The sequence below is a fragment of the Pseudomonas sp. TMW22091 genome (assembly GCF_022496705.1).
Taxonomy (GTDB): Bacteria; Pseudomonadota; Gammaproteobacteria; order Pseudomonadales; family Pseudomonadaceae; genus Aquipseudomonas; species Aquipseudomonas saxonica.
The window spans coordinates 16,633-32,343 of record NZ_SCFI01000004.1 but is presented as its reverse complement, the minus strand read 5'-3'; the positions used below and the strand labels follow the sequence as shown (position 1 = coordinate 32,343).

Annotated in this window: 14 protein-coding genes; 10 read left to right on the top strand and 4 right to left on the bottom strand. The window is 52.3% G+C overall.

Annotated features, from left to right (window positions below; all coding sequences use genetic code 11):
• Positions 1-2: 2 nt before the first annotated feature.
• The 7 genes from EQV93_RS09240 to EQV93_RS09210 all read left to right on the top strand — a co-directional run bounded on the left by EQV93_RS09240 (position 3) and on the right by EQV93_RS09210 (position 8,816).
• The gene (locus EQV93_RS09240; protein ID WP_240891424.1) at positions 3-1,145 is read left to right on the top strand and encodes a glycosyltransferase family 4 protein; all 1,143 of its coding nucleotides are present in this window, start codon (positions 3-5) and stop codon (positions 1,143-1,145) included.
• A complete protein-coding gene (gene asnB, locus EQV93_RS09235; RefSeq protein WP_240891423.1) occupies positions 1,145-3,103 on the top strand; it encodes an asparagine synthase (glutamine-hydrolyzing) in 1,959 nt (652 codons plus the stop codon). Before EQV93_RS09240 ends, asnB begins: the two co-directional genes overlap by 1 nt.
• Positions 3,100-4,230, top strand: coding sequence for a glycosyltransferase family 4 protein (locus EQV93_RS09230; protein ID WP_240891422.1), 1,131 nt, complete (start codon positions 3,100-3,102; stop codon positions 4,228-4,230). The genes asnB and EQV93_RS09230 overlap by 4 nt, the downstream gene beginning before the upstream one ends.
• Complete coding sequence (locus EQV93_RS09225; RefSeq protein WP_240891421.1) at positions 4,227-5,189, top strand: UDP-glucose 4-epimerase family protein; 963 nt, start codon at positions 4,227-4,229, stop codon at positions 5,187-5,189. Before EQV93_RS09230 ends, EQV93_RS09225 begins: the two co-directional genes overlap by 4 nt.
• A 43-nt stretch (positions 5,190-5,232) precedes the next feature.
• Positions 5,233-6,246 carry an MraY family glycosyltransferase gene (locus tag EQV93_RS09220; protein WP_240891420.1) on the top strand — a complete coding sequence of 338 codons (1,014 nt, stop codon included), beginning with the start codon at positions 5,233-5,235 and terminating at the stop codon, positions 6,244-6,246.
• A gap of 133 nt (positions 6,247-6,379) precedes the next feature.
• The gene (locus EQV93_RS09215; protein ID WP_240891419.1) at positions 6,380-8,377 is read left to right on the top strand and encodes a polysaccharide biosynthesis protein; all 1,998 of its coding nucleotides are present in this window, start codon (positions 6,380-6,382) and stop codon (positions 8,375-8,377) included.
• Between the two features lie 109 nt (positions 8,378-8,486).
• On the top strand, positions 8,487-8,816 hold the full coding sequence (locus tag EQV93_RS09210) for a ComEA family DNA-binding protein (protein WP_122783317.1): 330 nt from the start codon (positions 8,487-8,489) through the stop codon (positions 8,814-8,816).
• 110 nt (positions 8,817-8,926) lie between these two features.
• Here the strand turns inward: EQV93_RS09210 and EQV93_RS09205 are convergent, their stop codons facing one another.
• Positions 8,927-9,094 (bottom strand): DUF2897 family protein, encoded by a 168-nt coding sequence (locus EQV93_RS09205; RefSeq protein ID WP_122783318.1) that lies wholly within the window; start codon positions 9,092-9,094, stop codon positions 8,927-8,929.
• Between the two features lie 227 nt (positions 9,095-9,321).
• On the opposite strand from EQV93_RS09205, the gene pyrF reads away from it, so the two are divergent.
• Positions 9,322-10,020, top strand: a complete 699-nt coding sequence (pyrF, locus tag EQV93_RS09200; protein WP_167654241.1) for an orotidine-5'-phosphate decarboxylase — start codon at positions 9,322-9,324, stop codon at positions 10,018-10,020.
• 44 nt (positions 10,021-10,064) lie between these two features.
• Here pyrF and EQV93_RS09195 read toward each other — a convergent pair whose 3' ends face one another.
• The gene (locus EQV93_RS09195; protein WP_146383726.1) at positions 10,065-11,069 is read right to left on the bottom strand and encodes an NADP-dependent oxidoreductase; all 1,005 of its coding nucleotides are present in this window, start codon (positions 11,067-11,069) and stop codon (positions 10,065-10,067) included.
• 205 nt (positions 11,070-11,274) lie between these two features.
• Between EQV93_RS09195 and EQV93_RS09190 the strand changes: the two genes are divergently transcribed.
• On the top strand, positions 11,275-12,036 hold the full coding sequence (locus tag EQV93_RS09190; RefSeq protein WP_122783321.1) for an SDR family oxidoreductase: 762 nt from the start codon (positions 11,275-11,277) through the stop codon (positions 12,034-12,036).
• An 18-nt stretch (positions 12,037-12,054) separates the two neighbouring features.
• Here the strand turns inward: EQV93_RS09190 and EQV93_RS09185 are convergent, their stop codons facing one another.
• Positions 12,055-13,245 carry a benzoate/H(+) symporter BenE family transporter gene (locus tag EQV93_RS09185; RefSeq protein WP_146383724.1) on the bottom strand — a complete coding sequence of 397 codons (1,191 nt, stop codon included), beginning with the start codon at positions 13,243-13,245 and terminating at the stop codon, positions 12,055-12,057.
• Between the two features lie 237 nt (positions 13,246-13,482).
• Between EQV93_RS09185 and EQV93_RS09180 the strand changes: the two genes are divergently transcribed.
• Positions 13,483-14,250, top strand: a complete 768-nt coding sequence (locus tag EQV93_RS09180) for a GntR family transcriptional regulator (RefSeq protein ID WP_122783323.1) — start codon at positions 13,483-13,485, stop codon at positions 14,248-14,250.
• A gap of 154 nt (positions 14,251-14,404) precedes the next feature.
• On the opposite strand, the gene guaD is transcribed toward EQV93_RS09180, so the two are convergent.
• A complete protein-coding gene (guaD, locus tag EQV93_RS09175; protein ID WP_240891418.1) occupies positions 14,405-15,703 on the bottom strand; it encodes a guanine deaminase in 1,299 nt (432 codons plus the stop codon).
• Between the last annotated feature and the right edge of the window lie 8 nt (positions 15,704-15,711).

Below are 15,711 nucleotides of genomic sequence, written 5' to 3'. Positions count from 1 at the left end.
AAATGAAAATAGTACATGTAATTGTAGGCCTTAATGTTGGTGGCGCTGAATTGATGCTCTACAGATTGTGCAGTGCTTTATCTTCTGGCTCTGATGATGAGCATATGGTGATTTCCCTGACCTCTTTGGGCGAGGTTGGGTCACTGCTCCAAGCCCGCGGTATCACTGTTGTCCCGTTAGGAATGAGTGGTGTTACCAGTGCTTTGCACGGGCTTATAAAGTTGGTACGGGAGCTCAAACATGCCAAGCCTGACATCGTCCAAACTTGGATGTATCACGCTGATCTATTGGGCGGCGTGGCTGCGCGTTTAGTCGGTGTGCGTAAAATAATTTGGGGAATTCGAACAACTGACATCAATAAAGGCGGTGGTAAATTAACGATTTTGGTACGTAAAATTTGTTCATGGCTTTCAGCATCGGTACCCACAGTTATTATTTGTGCGGCACAGGCTTCTCGTAAAGCACATAGTGCAATTGGTTATGCTTCCAATCGTATGATCGTAGTCCCCAATGGCTTTGATATGGGAGCATTAGTCGCCTCTGAACAAGATCGCCAAGCTCTGCGCATGGCTTATGGCGTTGAACATAATGAGCTCCTTATAGGAAGTCTCGGTCGCTTCCATCAAGTCAAAGATCATTCAACCTTTATTCACGCTGCAGGCATTCTAGCCAAGAAATTTACCCATGTTAAATTTTTGCTTGTAGGCCGGGATGTCGATATTAATAATTTACAGCTCATGTCAAACATAAAATCCACAGGCTATGAAGAGCGTTTCATTCTGCTCGGTCAACGCCAAGATGTGGCTATTTGTTTAAAGGCAATGGATGTTTTCTGTTTGCATTCTTATACTGAGGGCTTCCCAAATGTCTTAGGAGAGGCGATGAGCATGGGCTTACCTTGTGTTACTACTGATGTAGGGGATGCAGCATTTCTAATAGGTGATAATGGTCTTGTCGTGCCTCCCCAGGCGCCTGTGGAATTGTCAACTGCTCTCGCTCACTTGATTGAATTGAGTCCTGAGGAGCGTCGCGAAATTGGACAGGGCGCATATCAGCGCATCGTTGATAATTTCACTATGAAATGTGCTGAACTTAGATTCAAAGAAATCTATGATGCTCTCAACTTGAACGAGGATATTCGTTAGTGTGCGGACTATGTGGGATATTTGACTCGCGGAATAGTAATTTATCCTCCGTAGTCACATTGATGAGTAATGCACTATTTCATCGCGGCATTGATGATGCCGGGGTGTGGGTTGATGAAACTCACGGGCTCGGCCTAGGCCACAGACGCTTGGCGATTGTGGATCTAAGTGCCGCTGGTCACCAGCCAATGCATTCTGAATGTAATCGCTTTGCTCTGGTTTTTAATGGAGAAATTTATAATCACTTCAATCTTCGGCGTAAAATAGACACTGAGTTGCCGTCCCCTTACGCGTGGAAAGGCCACTCAGATACTGAAACTCTCCTTGTAGCACTTATCAATTGGGGAATTGAGAAAACTTTACAAGAACTCGTTGGCATGTTCGCTTTTGCATTTTGGGATAAGAAAAACAAAGTGTTGAGCCTTGCCCGAGATCGCCTCGGTGAAAAGCCTCTTTATTACGGCTGGCAGGGTGAAGTTTTATTTTTCGGTTCTGAACTCAAGGCTATTAAGGCAGCTCCATATTTTCGGCCTGAGGTAGACCGAGATGCATTAACACTGCTCCTGCGGCACAACTGCATTCCTGCTCCATATAGTATCTATAAAGGAATTTCTAAGTTACTCCCAGGTCATTACATATCCCTTCCTCTTATAGATATCAGTGCGGCGAAGGCAACTCATTCGAAAGCCTATTGGTCTGTAAATGCAGTGGCTGCAGCTGGGCTTGCTGATCCATTTTTGGGAACTCCTGCGCAAGCGACCGACTTACTTGAGCGACAACTCACTGAATCTATTGGACAGCAAATGTTGTCGGAAGTACCTCTGGGCGCATTATTAAGCGGCGGCGTAGACAGCAGTGTTGTTGTTGCTCTGATGCAAGCGCAAAGTAAACAAGCCGTTAGTACTTTCACTATAGGCTTTGATGAGGGGGGGTATGACGAGGCGGTTCACGCTAAAGCGGTCGCCAAACACTTAGGCACCCAGCACAGTGAGCTTTACGTGCGTCCTGAAGATGCGCTGCCTATTATACAGAGGCTGCCATCGATGTACTGCGAGCCGTTTGCTGACAGTTCTCAGATCCCTACTTTCCTAGTCAACCAGATGGCAAGTAAACAAGTTAAGGTTGTTCTCAGTGGGGATGGTGGGGATGAGCTTTTCGGCGGTTACAATCGCTATTTAAGCGCAAAGAATGTCTGGGAGAAGATGCAGCGCCTACCGCCTGTTGCCCGTCGATTATCAGCACAGGCGCTCAAATCACTTTCTCCGACTACATGGGATCGCTTATTTGCGGTAGCCAAGCCAATTCTCCCCAAGCGCTTACATGTCAGTTTACCTGGCGATAAAGCGCACAAACTTGCTGGCGTTCTCAACCTTTCCAGCGGTCCTGAATTTTATTTGCAGCTCAATAGTCACTGGACTGAGCCTGCCAACATTGTCATTGGTGGTGTTGAACCTAAAACCACGTTTACTGATTCCGCACGTTGGCCTCAAACCGATTGTTTCGAACACTGGATGATGGCAATGGATGCGCAGACTTATATGTCCGACGACATATTGGTAAAAGTCGACCGCGCTTCTATGGCTTGCAGTATCGAGGGGCGTGTACCGATGCTTGATCATCGGGTGGTAGAGCTGGCCTGGCGATTCCCGCTCGATCTTAAAATTCGTAATGGTCAGGGAAAGTGGTTACTCAGAGAGGTGCTTTATCGTCATGTCCCCAGAGAGCTGATCGAGCGCCCTAAACAAGGTTTTGGGATACCGCTGGGCGCCTGGCTGCGTGGTCCACTGCGTGAATGGGCTGAGTCATTTTTAAGTGAATCCCGACTGTTAAAAGAAGGTTATTTTCACCCTGGGCCAATCAGAAAAATGTGGCAGGAGCATCTTGATGGAAGTGCAAATTGGCAATCTCAACTCTGGAATATATTAATGTTTCAAACGTGGCTGGATGAACAGGCATGAGTAAAGTTATTCTTTTTATTGTTAATGATCCCGGGTTCTTCATTTCTCATCGTCTGGCCGTTGCCAAAGGCGCTCAAGCAGACGGTTATGTAGTTCATATTGCATGCATGCCAGGGCCCGCAGTCGAAAGGTTCAGGACGGAGTCATTTGCCTTTCATTCTTTACCGTTGTCGCGAAGCGGGCGTAATCCTTTCGCCGAACTCGGTTTGATGTACGCGATTTGGAAATTGCTGTGGCGCGTGCGTCCCGATGTCCTGCATCTTGTAACTATCAAACCTGTGCTCTATGGCGGTATTGCATCTCGACTGGCTCCAGTGAAGGGTGTTGTTTCGGCCATTTCTGGATTGGGATTTGTTTTTCTCTCTAAAGGCATCAAAGCTTCACTTACACGTCGTGTTGTCAGCGGGTTTTATCGTGTCGCTTTAGGCAAAAAAAATCTGCGCACGATTTTTCAGAATCCGGATGATAGAGATTTGCTTTTGGCCATGGGCGGGTTAAGTAAGTCCAAAGTAACTATGATCCGAGGGTCTGGAGTTGATTTGTCCCAGTATGCAGCATTGCCTGAACCTGAAGGTGAGGTTGTGGTCTGCATGGCAGCCAGATTGCTCAAGGACAAAGGTGTACTTGAGTTTGTTGAGGCCGTAGAGATACTAATTGAACGTGGCGTTAAAGCTCGTTATCAATTAATCGGAGATATAGATCCAGGCAATCCTGCGACTGTCTCTTCGGAGCAACTTGACGAGTGGCGCAAGAAAGGCTGTATAGAATTGCTGGGATATCGGACTGATATCGCGACCCTTTTTGCCGCATCACACATTGTTACACTGCCGTCCTACAGGGAGGGCTTGCCAAAAGTATTGGTTGAAGCGGCTGCTTGCGGTCGGGCCGTTGTTACTACAGATGTTCCGGGATGCCGGGATGCTATTGATGAAAACATTACCGGGTTACTGGTACCTGTCCGAAATGCTGAAGCATTGGCAGATCAATTGCAGGTTTTGATTGAGAATCCTGCGCTTCGCCAAAAGATGGGTATTGCAGGACGTGAGCTTGCTACTAAGGCATTTGCTATAGAGAAAATCGTAGAGCAGCACATGGATGTCTACAGGCAATTGGAGCGCTCTGCGTGAACGATCAAACAACAGTTCTCATCACAGGATCTACCGGCTTTGTAGGCGCGGCATTGGTCAAGCAATTGGCATCTCTCATGACATGTCAGGTACGAGCACTTGTACGGTCTAAAGGAGTAGTGTTTGCAGAATCGGTGACTCCCGTTTATGTCGGTTCGGATTACCTGACCTCCGGTAATGTGCCGTTGACGGGCGTTGATGTATTAATTCATTGTGCGGCGCGTGTACACGTAATGTCTGATGCCAGTAGTGATCCGTTATCTGAATACCGCAAAATCAATGTTGATGGAACGTTGAATCTCGCAAAGCAGGCAGCACAATCGGGGGTGAAAAGGTTCATTTTCATCAGCTCAATCAAGGTAAACGGTGAGGAGACACAAGTCGGCACGCCTTTCACTGCGGAAGATATTCCAGCGCCCTCTGATCCTTATGGCGTGTCCAAAATGGAAGCCGAGCAGCAGTTGATGTCGCTTGGTAAAGAAATCGGGATGGAAATTGTGGTCATTAGGCCGGTGCTGGTTTATGGGCCTGGAGTCAAGGCAAACTTCCGTAGCATGATGAACTGGTTGAATAAAGGTTGGCCGCTCCCGTTGGGAGCTATTCGTAATCAACGGAGCTTTGTCGCGCTGGAGAATCTGATCGATTTGATCATTACTTGCATTGAGCATCCTGGGGCGGCAAATCAGGTATTTCTGGCAAGTGATGGCTACGATATGTCTACGACCCAATTGCTGAAGCAACTGGGGGAAGCATTAGGACGACCGGCCCGCTTGATTCCTGTCCCAGTATCCATCTTGGTACGCGCGGCCTCTTTACTAGGGCGGCGATCTGCTGCACAACGGCTATGCGGTTCTTTGCAAGTAGATATACAAAAATCTAGGGATTTATTGGGTTGGAGCCCGCCCTCGACGGTGGAAAATGCGCTACGCAAGACGGCAAGCAATTTTCAGTCCTCTTGAGTCGGATAGCCAATCCCAAGGTAGAAATATAATGGAGTTGTTAATGAACCGACTAGTCTGGCTTTTGCCCGCTGTGGCAATTCTAGCGCTACTACTAACCTGGATGTTGAAACGCTACGCGCTTTCCAGAAGTTTGATTGATATACCTAATGCGCGGAGTTCGCACTCTTTGCCTACTCCACGTGGAGGAGGAGTTGCTGTAGTCATTAGCTTTCTGATCGCTTTGCTTGTGCTTTGGACAGCAAACGACGTTTCGAACTCTGTTTTGTGGGCATTACTAGGTTCAGGTGCATCTATCGCCGTTATAGGCTTTCTGGATGATCACGGGCATATTGCTGCCCGCTGGCGTTTGCTTGGTCATTTCAGTGCAGCCTTCTGGGCCTTGTACTGGCTGGGTGGTATACCTGAAATCATATTTTTCAATACCCCCGTTAATTTTGGGTGGCTGGGTATTATTCTCGGTGCTTTCTATATTGTATGGATGTTGAATCTTTACAATTTCATGGATGGTATTGACGGTTTAGCCAGTGTTGAGGCCTTGTGTGTCTGCCTTGGTGCATGTGTGATTTATATTGCACTTGGTTATATCGAGCTTATTTGGTTGCCCTTAGCGTTATGTATGGCCGTACTGGGATTTCTTTTTTGGAATTTTCCTCCTGCGCGTATATTTATGGGAGATGCGGGTAGTGGATTTTTGGGGATAACGCTAGCTGTACTTTCTTTGCAAGCAGCATGGCATGATCCGAAGTTTTTTTGGGTGTGGATAATTTTACTCGGTGTGTTCATTGTCGACGCTTCATTCACCCTGATTCGACGCCTGTTCAGCGGATGTAAGGTCTATGAGGCCCACCGTAGCCATGCCTATCAATATGCTTCGCGCCAAATGGGCAAGCATTTGCCAGTGACCTTGGCTGTGCTGGCAATCAATATGTTCTGGTTGCTCCCCATCGCTATTGGTGTAGCTCTGCTGGAAATAGATGGATTGGTAGGGGTAGTAATTGCCTATATCCCACTGGTTTTATTAGCAATTAAATTTCATGCCGGTGAAAAAGAGTGAGTGGTACACATGCCTTGTTTTCTGGAGTTTAAGCTAGAGAATTTCCTGTACTTCAACTAATATTGTGGATTCCAATATTTTCAGTTACGTCGCACTTCAGCGATTCAGAAATTCAAGGTTGGCAAAAAAATCTATGGATAAGATTCGGGCATATTTACTCAGCCTATCACGCAAGCAAAAGCGGGTTATACAGGTCGCGACTGATGTGGTTCTCGTTTGGGTAGCGTTGTGGCTATCTTTCGTTGTGCGGCTAGGCATCGATGAAATGATTAACCCGGTTAGCTTACACCTATGGTTATTTATCTGTGCCCCACTTATCGCCATCCCCCTGTTCATCCGCTTCGGCATGTACCGCGCCGTCATGCGCTACTTCGGCAACGATGCCCTTATCGCGATTATCAAGGCCGTCAGTCTCTCATCGCTGATCTTGGCGGTTGTGGTCTATTGGTACAGCAACCACGACAACGTCGTGCCCCGCTCAATCATCTTCAACTACTGGTGGTTGAGTCTGATCATGCTCGGTGGCTTGCGTCTTGCCATGCGCCAGTACTTTTTGGGTGACTGGTTTGCAGCCGCTCAGCATGTTCCTTTCACCAGTCGTGACGACGGTTTGCCCCGTGTAGCCATTTACGGCGCGGGCGCTGCGGGCAATCAATTGGTCGCTGCACTGCGCATGGGGCGTGTGATGCGCCCTGTGGCGTTTATTGACGACGACGAAAGCATTGCCGATCGGGTGATCTCCGGCTTGCAGGTATTCAAGTCCGAAAACATTCAACAAATGATAGATCGCACCGGGGCGCAGGAATTGCTATTGGCGATTCCTTCTTCTTCGCGTGGGCGACGTCGTGAGATTCTGGGGTTGCTTGAAGGCTTCCCGCTGCACGTTCGCAGTATTCCTGGCTTTATGGATTTGGCCAGCGGCCGGGTAAAGGTCGATGATATTCAGGAAGTCGATATCGCTGACTTGCTGGGTCGTGATGCGGTACCCGCTCAAGGTGAATTGCTGGAGCACTGCATCAAGGGCCAGAGTGTTTTGGTCACGGGTGCAGGCGGCTCCATCGGTTCTGAGTTGTGTCGTCAGATTTTGGAACTTCGACCAACGACGCTTCTTCTGTTCGAACACAGTGAATTCAATCTCTACTGCATTCTTTCGGAACTTGAGCAGCGTATTGAGCGCGAATCGCTGTCGGTCAAGCTGTTGCCCATACTCGGTTCTGTGCGCAATGAGCAAAAGCTGCTGGATGTGATGAAAACCTGGAATGTCGACACGGTTTATCACGCCGCTGCTTACAAGCATGTGCCGATGGTTGAGCACAACATTGCAGAAGGCGTACTCAATAACGTCATTGGCACACTCAATACTGCTCAAGCGGCTTTGCAGTCGGGTGTGGCTAACTTCGTGTTGATTTCGACTGACAAGGCGGTGCGGCCTACCAATGTCATGGGCAGCACCAAGCGTTTGGCTGAAATGACACTGCAAGCGCTCAGCCGTGAAGCGGCGCCCGTATTGTTCGGTGACAAGGCCAATGTGTCCCGGGTCAATAAAACCCGATTCACCATGGTGCGTTTTGGCAATGTGTTGGGGTCTTCAGGCTCCGTCATCCCACTGTTCCATAAGCAGATCAAGTCGGGCGGCCCGTTAACCGTTACCCATCCCAAGATTACCCGGTATTTCATGACGATCCCGGAGGCCGCGCAGTTGGTGATTCAGGCCGGCTCAATGGGGCAGGGCGGTGATGTATTCGTGCTGGATATGGGCGAGCCGGTGCGTATCGTCGAGCTGGCAGAGAAGATGATCCATCTGTCTGGCTTAAGCGTTCGTTCCGATAAAAATCTGCATGGCGATATCGAGATTGAGTTCACAGGCCTGCGGCCTGGTGAAAAGCTTTACGAAGAGTTGCTGATCGGTGACAACGTTGTAGCCACCCAGCATCCGATGATCATGAGCGCCAATGAGGATATGTTGTCCTGGGATGAGCTGAAACAGCGATTGAGCCAATTGCTCTCAGCCGTTGATGAGGATGACTACACCCGGGTTCGGCAGTTGCTGCGCAATACGGTCAGCGGTTATGCGCCAGAGGGTGAAATTGTGGACTGGATCCACCAGCAGCGTCGTGCAGAGCCTTTATAACTACACACCCTGCAATGCACTGATTTTTGACACTCCATAGCCATCGCCTACGTTTGGAGTACAGCTCAGGAAAGCTGTTTCCACTTAACGATGTAATGGAGTGTCATTTATGCGTAGTGCCTTAATTTCTTCGATGTTTTTGGCTTTGGTGGTCGGTATCTCCAGCGGAGTTCATGCGTCTCCTGCGCCAGTTGGTGCTGATCCGATTGTAGCTGCGAACATCTTGCCGGATGCGGAGTTGGTCACGATCAACCTCAATACGGCCGATGAGGTGACACTCCAGCGTGAGCTCTCCGGTGTAGGCGCCGCCAAGGCCAAAGCCATTGTGGCGTACCGTGAGGCTAATGGTGAGTTCACTTCTGCTGATGAGTTGCTGGAAGTGAAAGGCATTGGCAAAGCCATTTATGAAAAAAATCGCGACAAGGTAGCGGTTAATTAAACCGGTTACTTGAATGCTTGAGGCCAGTCATTGACTGGCCTTTTTCGTTTCCAAGTTTAAGGTTTGTGATTGCAGCCGCTTCAAAATTACCGCTCAAACCACCCGCAATCTCACCCGTCCTTGTTCTCTTTCGCATCCATTTCAGCATTACGCTCGGCAACACGCTTACGCTGTTCTTCAGTCAGCTCGACTTTGTTGGCTGTCTCACGCAGGGTCATCAATGCGCCAACGATGGCGCCGATGGCAACGATCAGAATTAACCAGGCATACCACGGCATTGTGTTCTCCTTGAAGGGTTATACGCTGGGCAAGAGGTTTACCCAGCGGGCGTTCTTTCATATGTGAGTAAGGTGATGTTCAGTGGTTCAATTGTAGGCCGGTTATTCCAAATAGCACTCTATGGGGCCACCGGGATTAAAATCGTGAAAATTCGATCATCGGGTGCCGGAGAGCGGCTGGTTCCGCTACAATGCGCGCCGATTTCGACCAGCCTGAGAACCCGCTAATGTCCGACTGCCAGACTCCTATTATCGTTGCCCTGGATTTTCCTACGCGCGACGCCGCACTGAAACTGGCCGATCAGTTGGACCCCAAGTTGTGCCGCGTCAAAGTGGGTAAAGAGCTGTTCACCAGCTGTGCTTCAGAAATTGTCGGCACGTTGCGTGACAAGGGGTTTGAAGTATTCCTCGACCTTAAATTCCATGACATTCCCAACACCACCGCAATGGCTGTTCAAGCGGCTGCCGAGATGGGTGTGTGGATGGTCAATGTTCACTGTTCGGGCGGTTTGCGCATGATGGCTGCTTGCCGTGAAGTGCTCGACAAGCGTACTGGCCCACAGCCGCTGCTGATCGGTGTGACGGTGTTGACGAGTATGGAGCGCGAAGACTTGGCCGGTATTGGCCTGGATATCGAGCCACAGGAGCAGGTATTGCGCCTGGCAGCCCTGGCGCAAAAAGCCGGCATGGATGGTCTGGTTTGTTCGGCTCTGGAAGCACAAGCCCTGAAGGCTGCACACCCGTCGCTGCAATTGGTGACGCCGGGTATTCGCCCAGCGGGCAGTGCTGTCGATGACCAGCGTCGTATTCTGACGCCGCGTCAGGCGCTGGATGCAGGCTCGGATTATCTGGTGATTGGCCGTCCGATCAGCCAGGCAGCGGACCCGGCCAAGGCTCTCGCTGCAGTGGTTGCTGAGCTGGCTTAAGAGTCAGTAATCGCTGCCGCATTTACGCGGCAGCGATTACGATTTCAGACCTTTAGAATCAATTTGCCGTTGTTCTCACCGCTGAACAACTTCATCAGGGTTTCCGGGAACGTTTCCAGACCCTCGACAATATGTTCTCTGCTTTTCAATTGGCCTTTGGCCAACCATCCCGCCATTTCTTGCCCCGCAGCGACATAGCGGTCGGCGTAGTCCATCACGATAAAGCCTTCCATGCGCGCGCGGTTGACCAGCAATGACAGGTAGTTGGCCGGGCCTTTTACAGCCTCTTTGTTGTTGTACTGGCTGATGGCGCCGCAGATGATGACGCGGGCCTTGAAGTTCAGTTGGCTCAGGACTGCGTCGAGGATGTCGCCACCGACGTTGTCAAAATACACGTCGACCCCTTTGGGGCATTCACGTTTAAGGCCCGCGATGACGTCTTCGTTCTTGTAGTCGATAACCCCGTCAAAGCCGAGTTCTTCGATCAGCACTTTGCATTTCTCTTTACCCCCGGCAATGCCGACCACACGGCAGCCTTTAAGCTTGGCTATTTGCCCGGCAATACTGCCCACCGCGCCTGCTGCTCCCGAAATCACAACCGTGTCACCGGCTTTAGGTGCGCCGACCTCGAGTAATGCAAAGTAGGCCGTCATCCCTGTCATGCCCAGTGCAGACAGATACACCGGCAAGGGGGCAAGTTTTGGATCGACCTTGTAAAAGCCCTGGGGTTCTCCGAGGAAGTAATCCTGTACGCCCAAGGCGCCATTCACATAGTCGCCAACAGCAAAGTCCGGGTGGCAGGAGGCAATTACTTCGCCGACCCCAAGAGCGCGCATGACTTCACCCAGGCCCACAGGCGGAATATAGGATTTGCCCTCATTCATCCAGCCACGCATCGCCGGGTCGAGGGACAGGTATTGATTTTTGACCAGAATCTGGCCTTCTTTCGGTTGCCCGACCGGCACTTGCTGGTACGTGAAGGTATCGCGGGTGGCTGCACCAACGGGGCGTTTGGCGAGAAGAAATTGGCGGTTGGTCTCGGTGGTCATCGCAGGCTCTCAGCGTTAAAGACAAAGCCTGTTGATAGACCTTCTTGAAGCGGTGAGCAAGTGCCTGCTGAGTTACGAATGGTTTTTTATCAGTTTGAGTGATTATTGTGGTCGGGTGTTTATCACTTCGATAAATAAGCGCTTGATAGACGACAGCGTAGCGTTTCCTGGCTTGAGAGCCTGTACCCCTGTGAGGACAAGAATAATGAGCATGACGTTTTCCGGTCAGGTTGTGGTGATCACCGGAGCCGGTGCTGGCATTGGGCGCGCCACCGCGTTGGCCTTTGCCGCTGAGGGTTTGAGCGTGATAGTGGCTGATGTCGATGTGCCGCGCGCCGAGCAGACCGTTGAGCTCATTCGGGCTGCGGGTGGTAACGCGCACTGTGTGCCGTGCGATGTGACCCGCGAACTGGATGTGAAGCATCTGATGGAGCAGGTGTTGCTGATTTACGGTCGCCTTGACTACGCCTTCAATAATGCCGGTATTGAAATTGAACAGGGGCGCCTGGCTGACGGCACGCAGGACGAATTCGACGCCATCATGGGCGTCAATGTTAAAGGCGTCTGGTTGTGTATGAAGTATCAGTTGCCGCTATTGATGGCTCAGGGCGGTGGTGCAATCGTCAATACTGCGTCTGTGGCAGGGTTGGGAGCAGCGCCGAAGATGAGTATTTACTCGGCGTCCAAGCATGCGGTGATTGGGCTGACCAAGTCGGCGGCCATCGAATATGCCAAAAAGCATATTCGCGTCAATGCGGTGTGCCCGGCGGTGATCGATACCGATATGTTCCGCCGGGCCTACGAATCTGATCCCAAAAAGGCTGAGTTTGCGGCAGCCATTCACCCGGTGGGACGTATCGGCACCGTTGAAGAAGTCGCCAGTGCCGTTTTGTATTTGTGCTCCGACGGTGCCGCGTTCACCACCGGGCATGCATTGGCGGTCGATGGTGGCGCGATGGCGATCTAAAGGGTTGACCGACAGCCCCTACTTGGCTTTCCAGTTCAAGATCATCAAGGTCAACACCCCTGCGACGATGCCCCAGAACGCCGAGCCTACTGAAAACAGTGTCATGCCGGAAGCGGTCACCATGAAGGTAACAAGCGCCGCTTCGCGTTCTTTCGCTTCGCTCATGGCGATGGTCAAGCCATTGATGATGGAGCCGAACAGGGCCAGTGCTGCAATCGACAACACCAGTTCTTTGGGCAAGGAGGCGAACAGTGCCGCCAGTGTGGCCCCAAAGATGCCGGCAATACCGTAGAAAATCCCGCACCACATCGCCGCCGTGTAACGTTTTTTCGGGTCTTCGTGCGCATGCGGCCCGGTGCAGATGGCGGCGCTGATCGCGGCGAGGTTGATGCCGTGGGAGCCAAAGGGCGCCAGCAGTAGCGAGGCCACGCCCGTGGTAGTGATCAGCGGGGAGGCGGGGACGGTGTAGCCATCGGCGCGCAGCACTGCAATCCCCGGCATGTTTTGCGACGTCATGGCGACCACAAATAAAGGGATGCCGATGCTGATGGTGGCCGCCAGCGAGAATGAAGGCGTGGTCCACACGGGTATGGCCACCTCCAGAGCAAAACCGCTGAAGTCCAGCAGCCCGAGCAAGCCCGAGAGCAGTGTGCCGACCACCAATGCCGCCAAAACGGCATAGCGTGGGGTCAGGCGCTTCACGATCAGGTAGGTGGCGAACATGCCGATTACTAGCCCGGTGCGGTGTTGGGCTGCGACGAATATTTCACTGCCGATTTTGAACAGGATGCCGGCCAGCAAAGCCGCCGCCAGTGACGCCGGTATGCGTTTGACCAGCCGCTCGAAGCTGCCGGTCATGCCGCAAATGATCACCAGCACTGCACAGGTGATGTACGCACCGATGGCCTCGTCATACCTGACGCCACCCAGGCTGGTAATCAGCAGTGCGGCACCGGGTGTCGACCAGGCAATGGTGATGGGCGTGCGATAACGCAGCGACAAGCCTATGCTGCACACCGCCATGCCAATGGATAGCGACCAGATCCACGAAGAAATTTGCCCGCTGCTCAGGCCCGCTGCCTGACCGGCCTGGAACATGAGCACCAGCGAGCTGGTGTAACCGGTCATCATGGCGATAAAGCCGGCAACCACCGCCGAGGGTGACGTATCGGTCAGCGGATGCAGGCGCGGCAGAGTGGCGTCGTTCATGAAGCGAGAGTCCTTGTTCTTGAATAAGTACGGTTGCGATGGCGCTGGCGTCAGCCTAAGCGCAAACGTTACATTTCGTTGCCATACAGACGGTGGCGCAAATGACCGTACAGTCGTACTGGCACTGCTGGTTGTGTACAATGCGTGCTGTTTTTTTCGCATTAATTCTCTGTCAGCGACGTCCGTTTACGTATTAACGTAGCGCCTATTCGCCGCCGCTTTCCCACACGAGTGCCCATGAACGAACAGTTGCAGCCTCTCAAGAAACAACCCCGTGCAGGCAAGACCGGCCGCACTGGAACCCAGGATGACATCGTCTACGCGCATATTTTCGAGGCGATCCTCGAACAGCGTCTGGCGCCTGGCACAAAGTTGAGCGAAGAAGCGCTGGGCGAAATCTTTGGGGTGAGTCGCACCATTATTCGACGCGCACTGTCCCGTCTGGCTCACGAGGGCGTCGTGTTATTGCGGCCCAATCGTGGCGCGGTGGTGGCGAGCCCTAGCGTAGAGGAAGCACGCCAGGTGTTTTTCGCCCGTCGACTGGTTGAAAAGGCGATCACGGAATTGGCGGTTGTGCATGCTACGGCCGAGGATTTGTCGCAGCTACGCGGCATGGTGCAGGACGAGCGCGACAGTTTTTCGCGAGGTGATCGCGGGGCTGGCATTCGGCTTTCGGGTGAGTTCCACCTCAAGCTGGCCGAGGCGGCCAAGAATGCGCCCTTGATCAGCTTCCAGCGCAGTCTGGTGTCGCAGACGTCCTTGATTATTGCCCAGTACGAGAGTGGCAACCGTTCGCACTGCTCATACGACGAGCACATGCAATTGATCGACGCCATTGAAGCGCGGGATGCCAAGCAGGCGGTGCATTTGATGATGCACCACATGGATCACATCGACAGCAAGCTCAACCTCGACGAAGAAAGCGCGTCGGATGATTTGCATGCGGTGTTTTCGCACTTGCTGCAAACCAAAGGTAAAAATTCACGTTCAGCCCCCAAACTCTGAGCTTTTCGTAGCAGTTGCCGAAGGCGACGTCCGATCACGCAGTGATCGTAAATTGGGTGAGTGCGGCCAATCAGAAATAACGCATTCTGCGACTTTACGACGGCTGCGCCGCCGGACGCAGCCTTCGGCAGCTGCTACGGGTTGAGGCTTGTCCTTAGCGTGCGTGCACCAAATTGCCCGCTGCATAGGTCTCTTTCACGGTGCGGTCGTCGCCCAGGGTCATCAATACGAACAGGGTTTCAGCGATGTTTTTCGACTGCTGAAGGCGATAGCTCATCAATGGCGTGGCGTTGTAGTCGAGAACCAGGAAATCGGCATCGCTGCCCGGTTGCAGGTTACCGATACGGTCTTCAAGACGCAGTGCCCGTGCTCCGCCCAGGGTCGCCAGATACAGCGACTTGAACGGGTTGAGGCGGGCGCCTTGCAGTTGCATGACCTTATAGGCTTCGTTCAGGGTGTTGAGCAGCGAAAAGCTGGTGCCGGCACCCACATCCGTTCCCAAACCGACATTGAGTTTGTGCTTTTCAGCCATCGGCAAGTTGAACAAACCACTGCCCAAAAACAGGTTGGACGTCGGGCAGAATGCGACAGCTGAACCTGTTTCTGCCAACCGTGCGCACTCTTCATCACACAGGTGCACGCCGTGGGCAAACACTGAGCGCTCACCCAGCAGTTGGTAGTGGTCGTACACATCCAGATAGCCTTTGCGTTCAGGGAAAAGCGACTTCACCCACTCGATTTCCTGCAGGTTCTCGCTGATATGGGTATGCAGGTACACGTCCGGGTATTCGCCCAGCAGTTTGCCGGCCAGCGTCAGCTGCTCAGGGGTGCTGGTGGGGGCGAAGCGGGGAGTGACGGCGTAATGCAGGCGGCCTTTGCCGTGCCAGCGCTCGATCAGGGCTTTGCTTTCGCTGTAGCCGGATTCGGCGGTGTCGGTCAGGTACTCGGGCGCATTGCGGTCCATCATCACTTTGCCGGCGATCAAGCGCAGGTCCAGACGTTGGGCGGCTTCAAACAGGGCGTCAACCGATTGCGGGTGAACGCTACCAAATACCAGTGCGGTGGTGGTGCCGTTGCGCAGCAGCTCCTTCAGGAAAATATCCGCGACTTCGTCGGCGTGCGCCTTGTCGGCGAACTGCTTTTCGCACGGGAATGTGTAGGTGTTCAGCCAGTCCAGTAATTGTTCGCCATAGGCGCCGATCATGCCGGTCTGCGGAAAATGGATGTGGGTGTCGATAAAGCCCGGCGTTATCAGCGCGTCGGTGTATTCGGTGATGGGGGTGTCGCTGGCCAGCGTCGCCAGCAGTTCACTGGCGTGGCCGACATCGCTGATCTGACCGTTCTCAACCACCAGCAAGCCGTCTTCGAAGTACTCGTAGGACGCTTCTATTCCGACTTCGGCAGGGTCGGCGATGCTGTGCAAAATGGCGGCGCGGTAGGCTTTGCGGGTCATGACGTTTC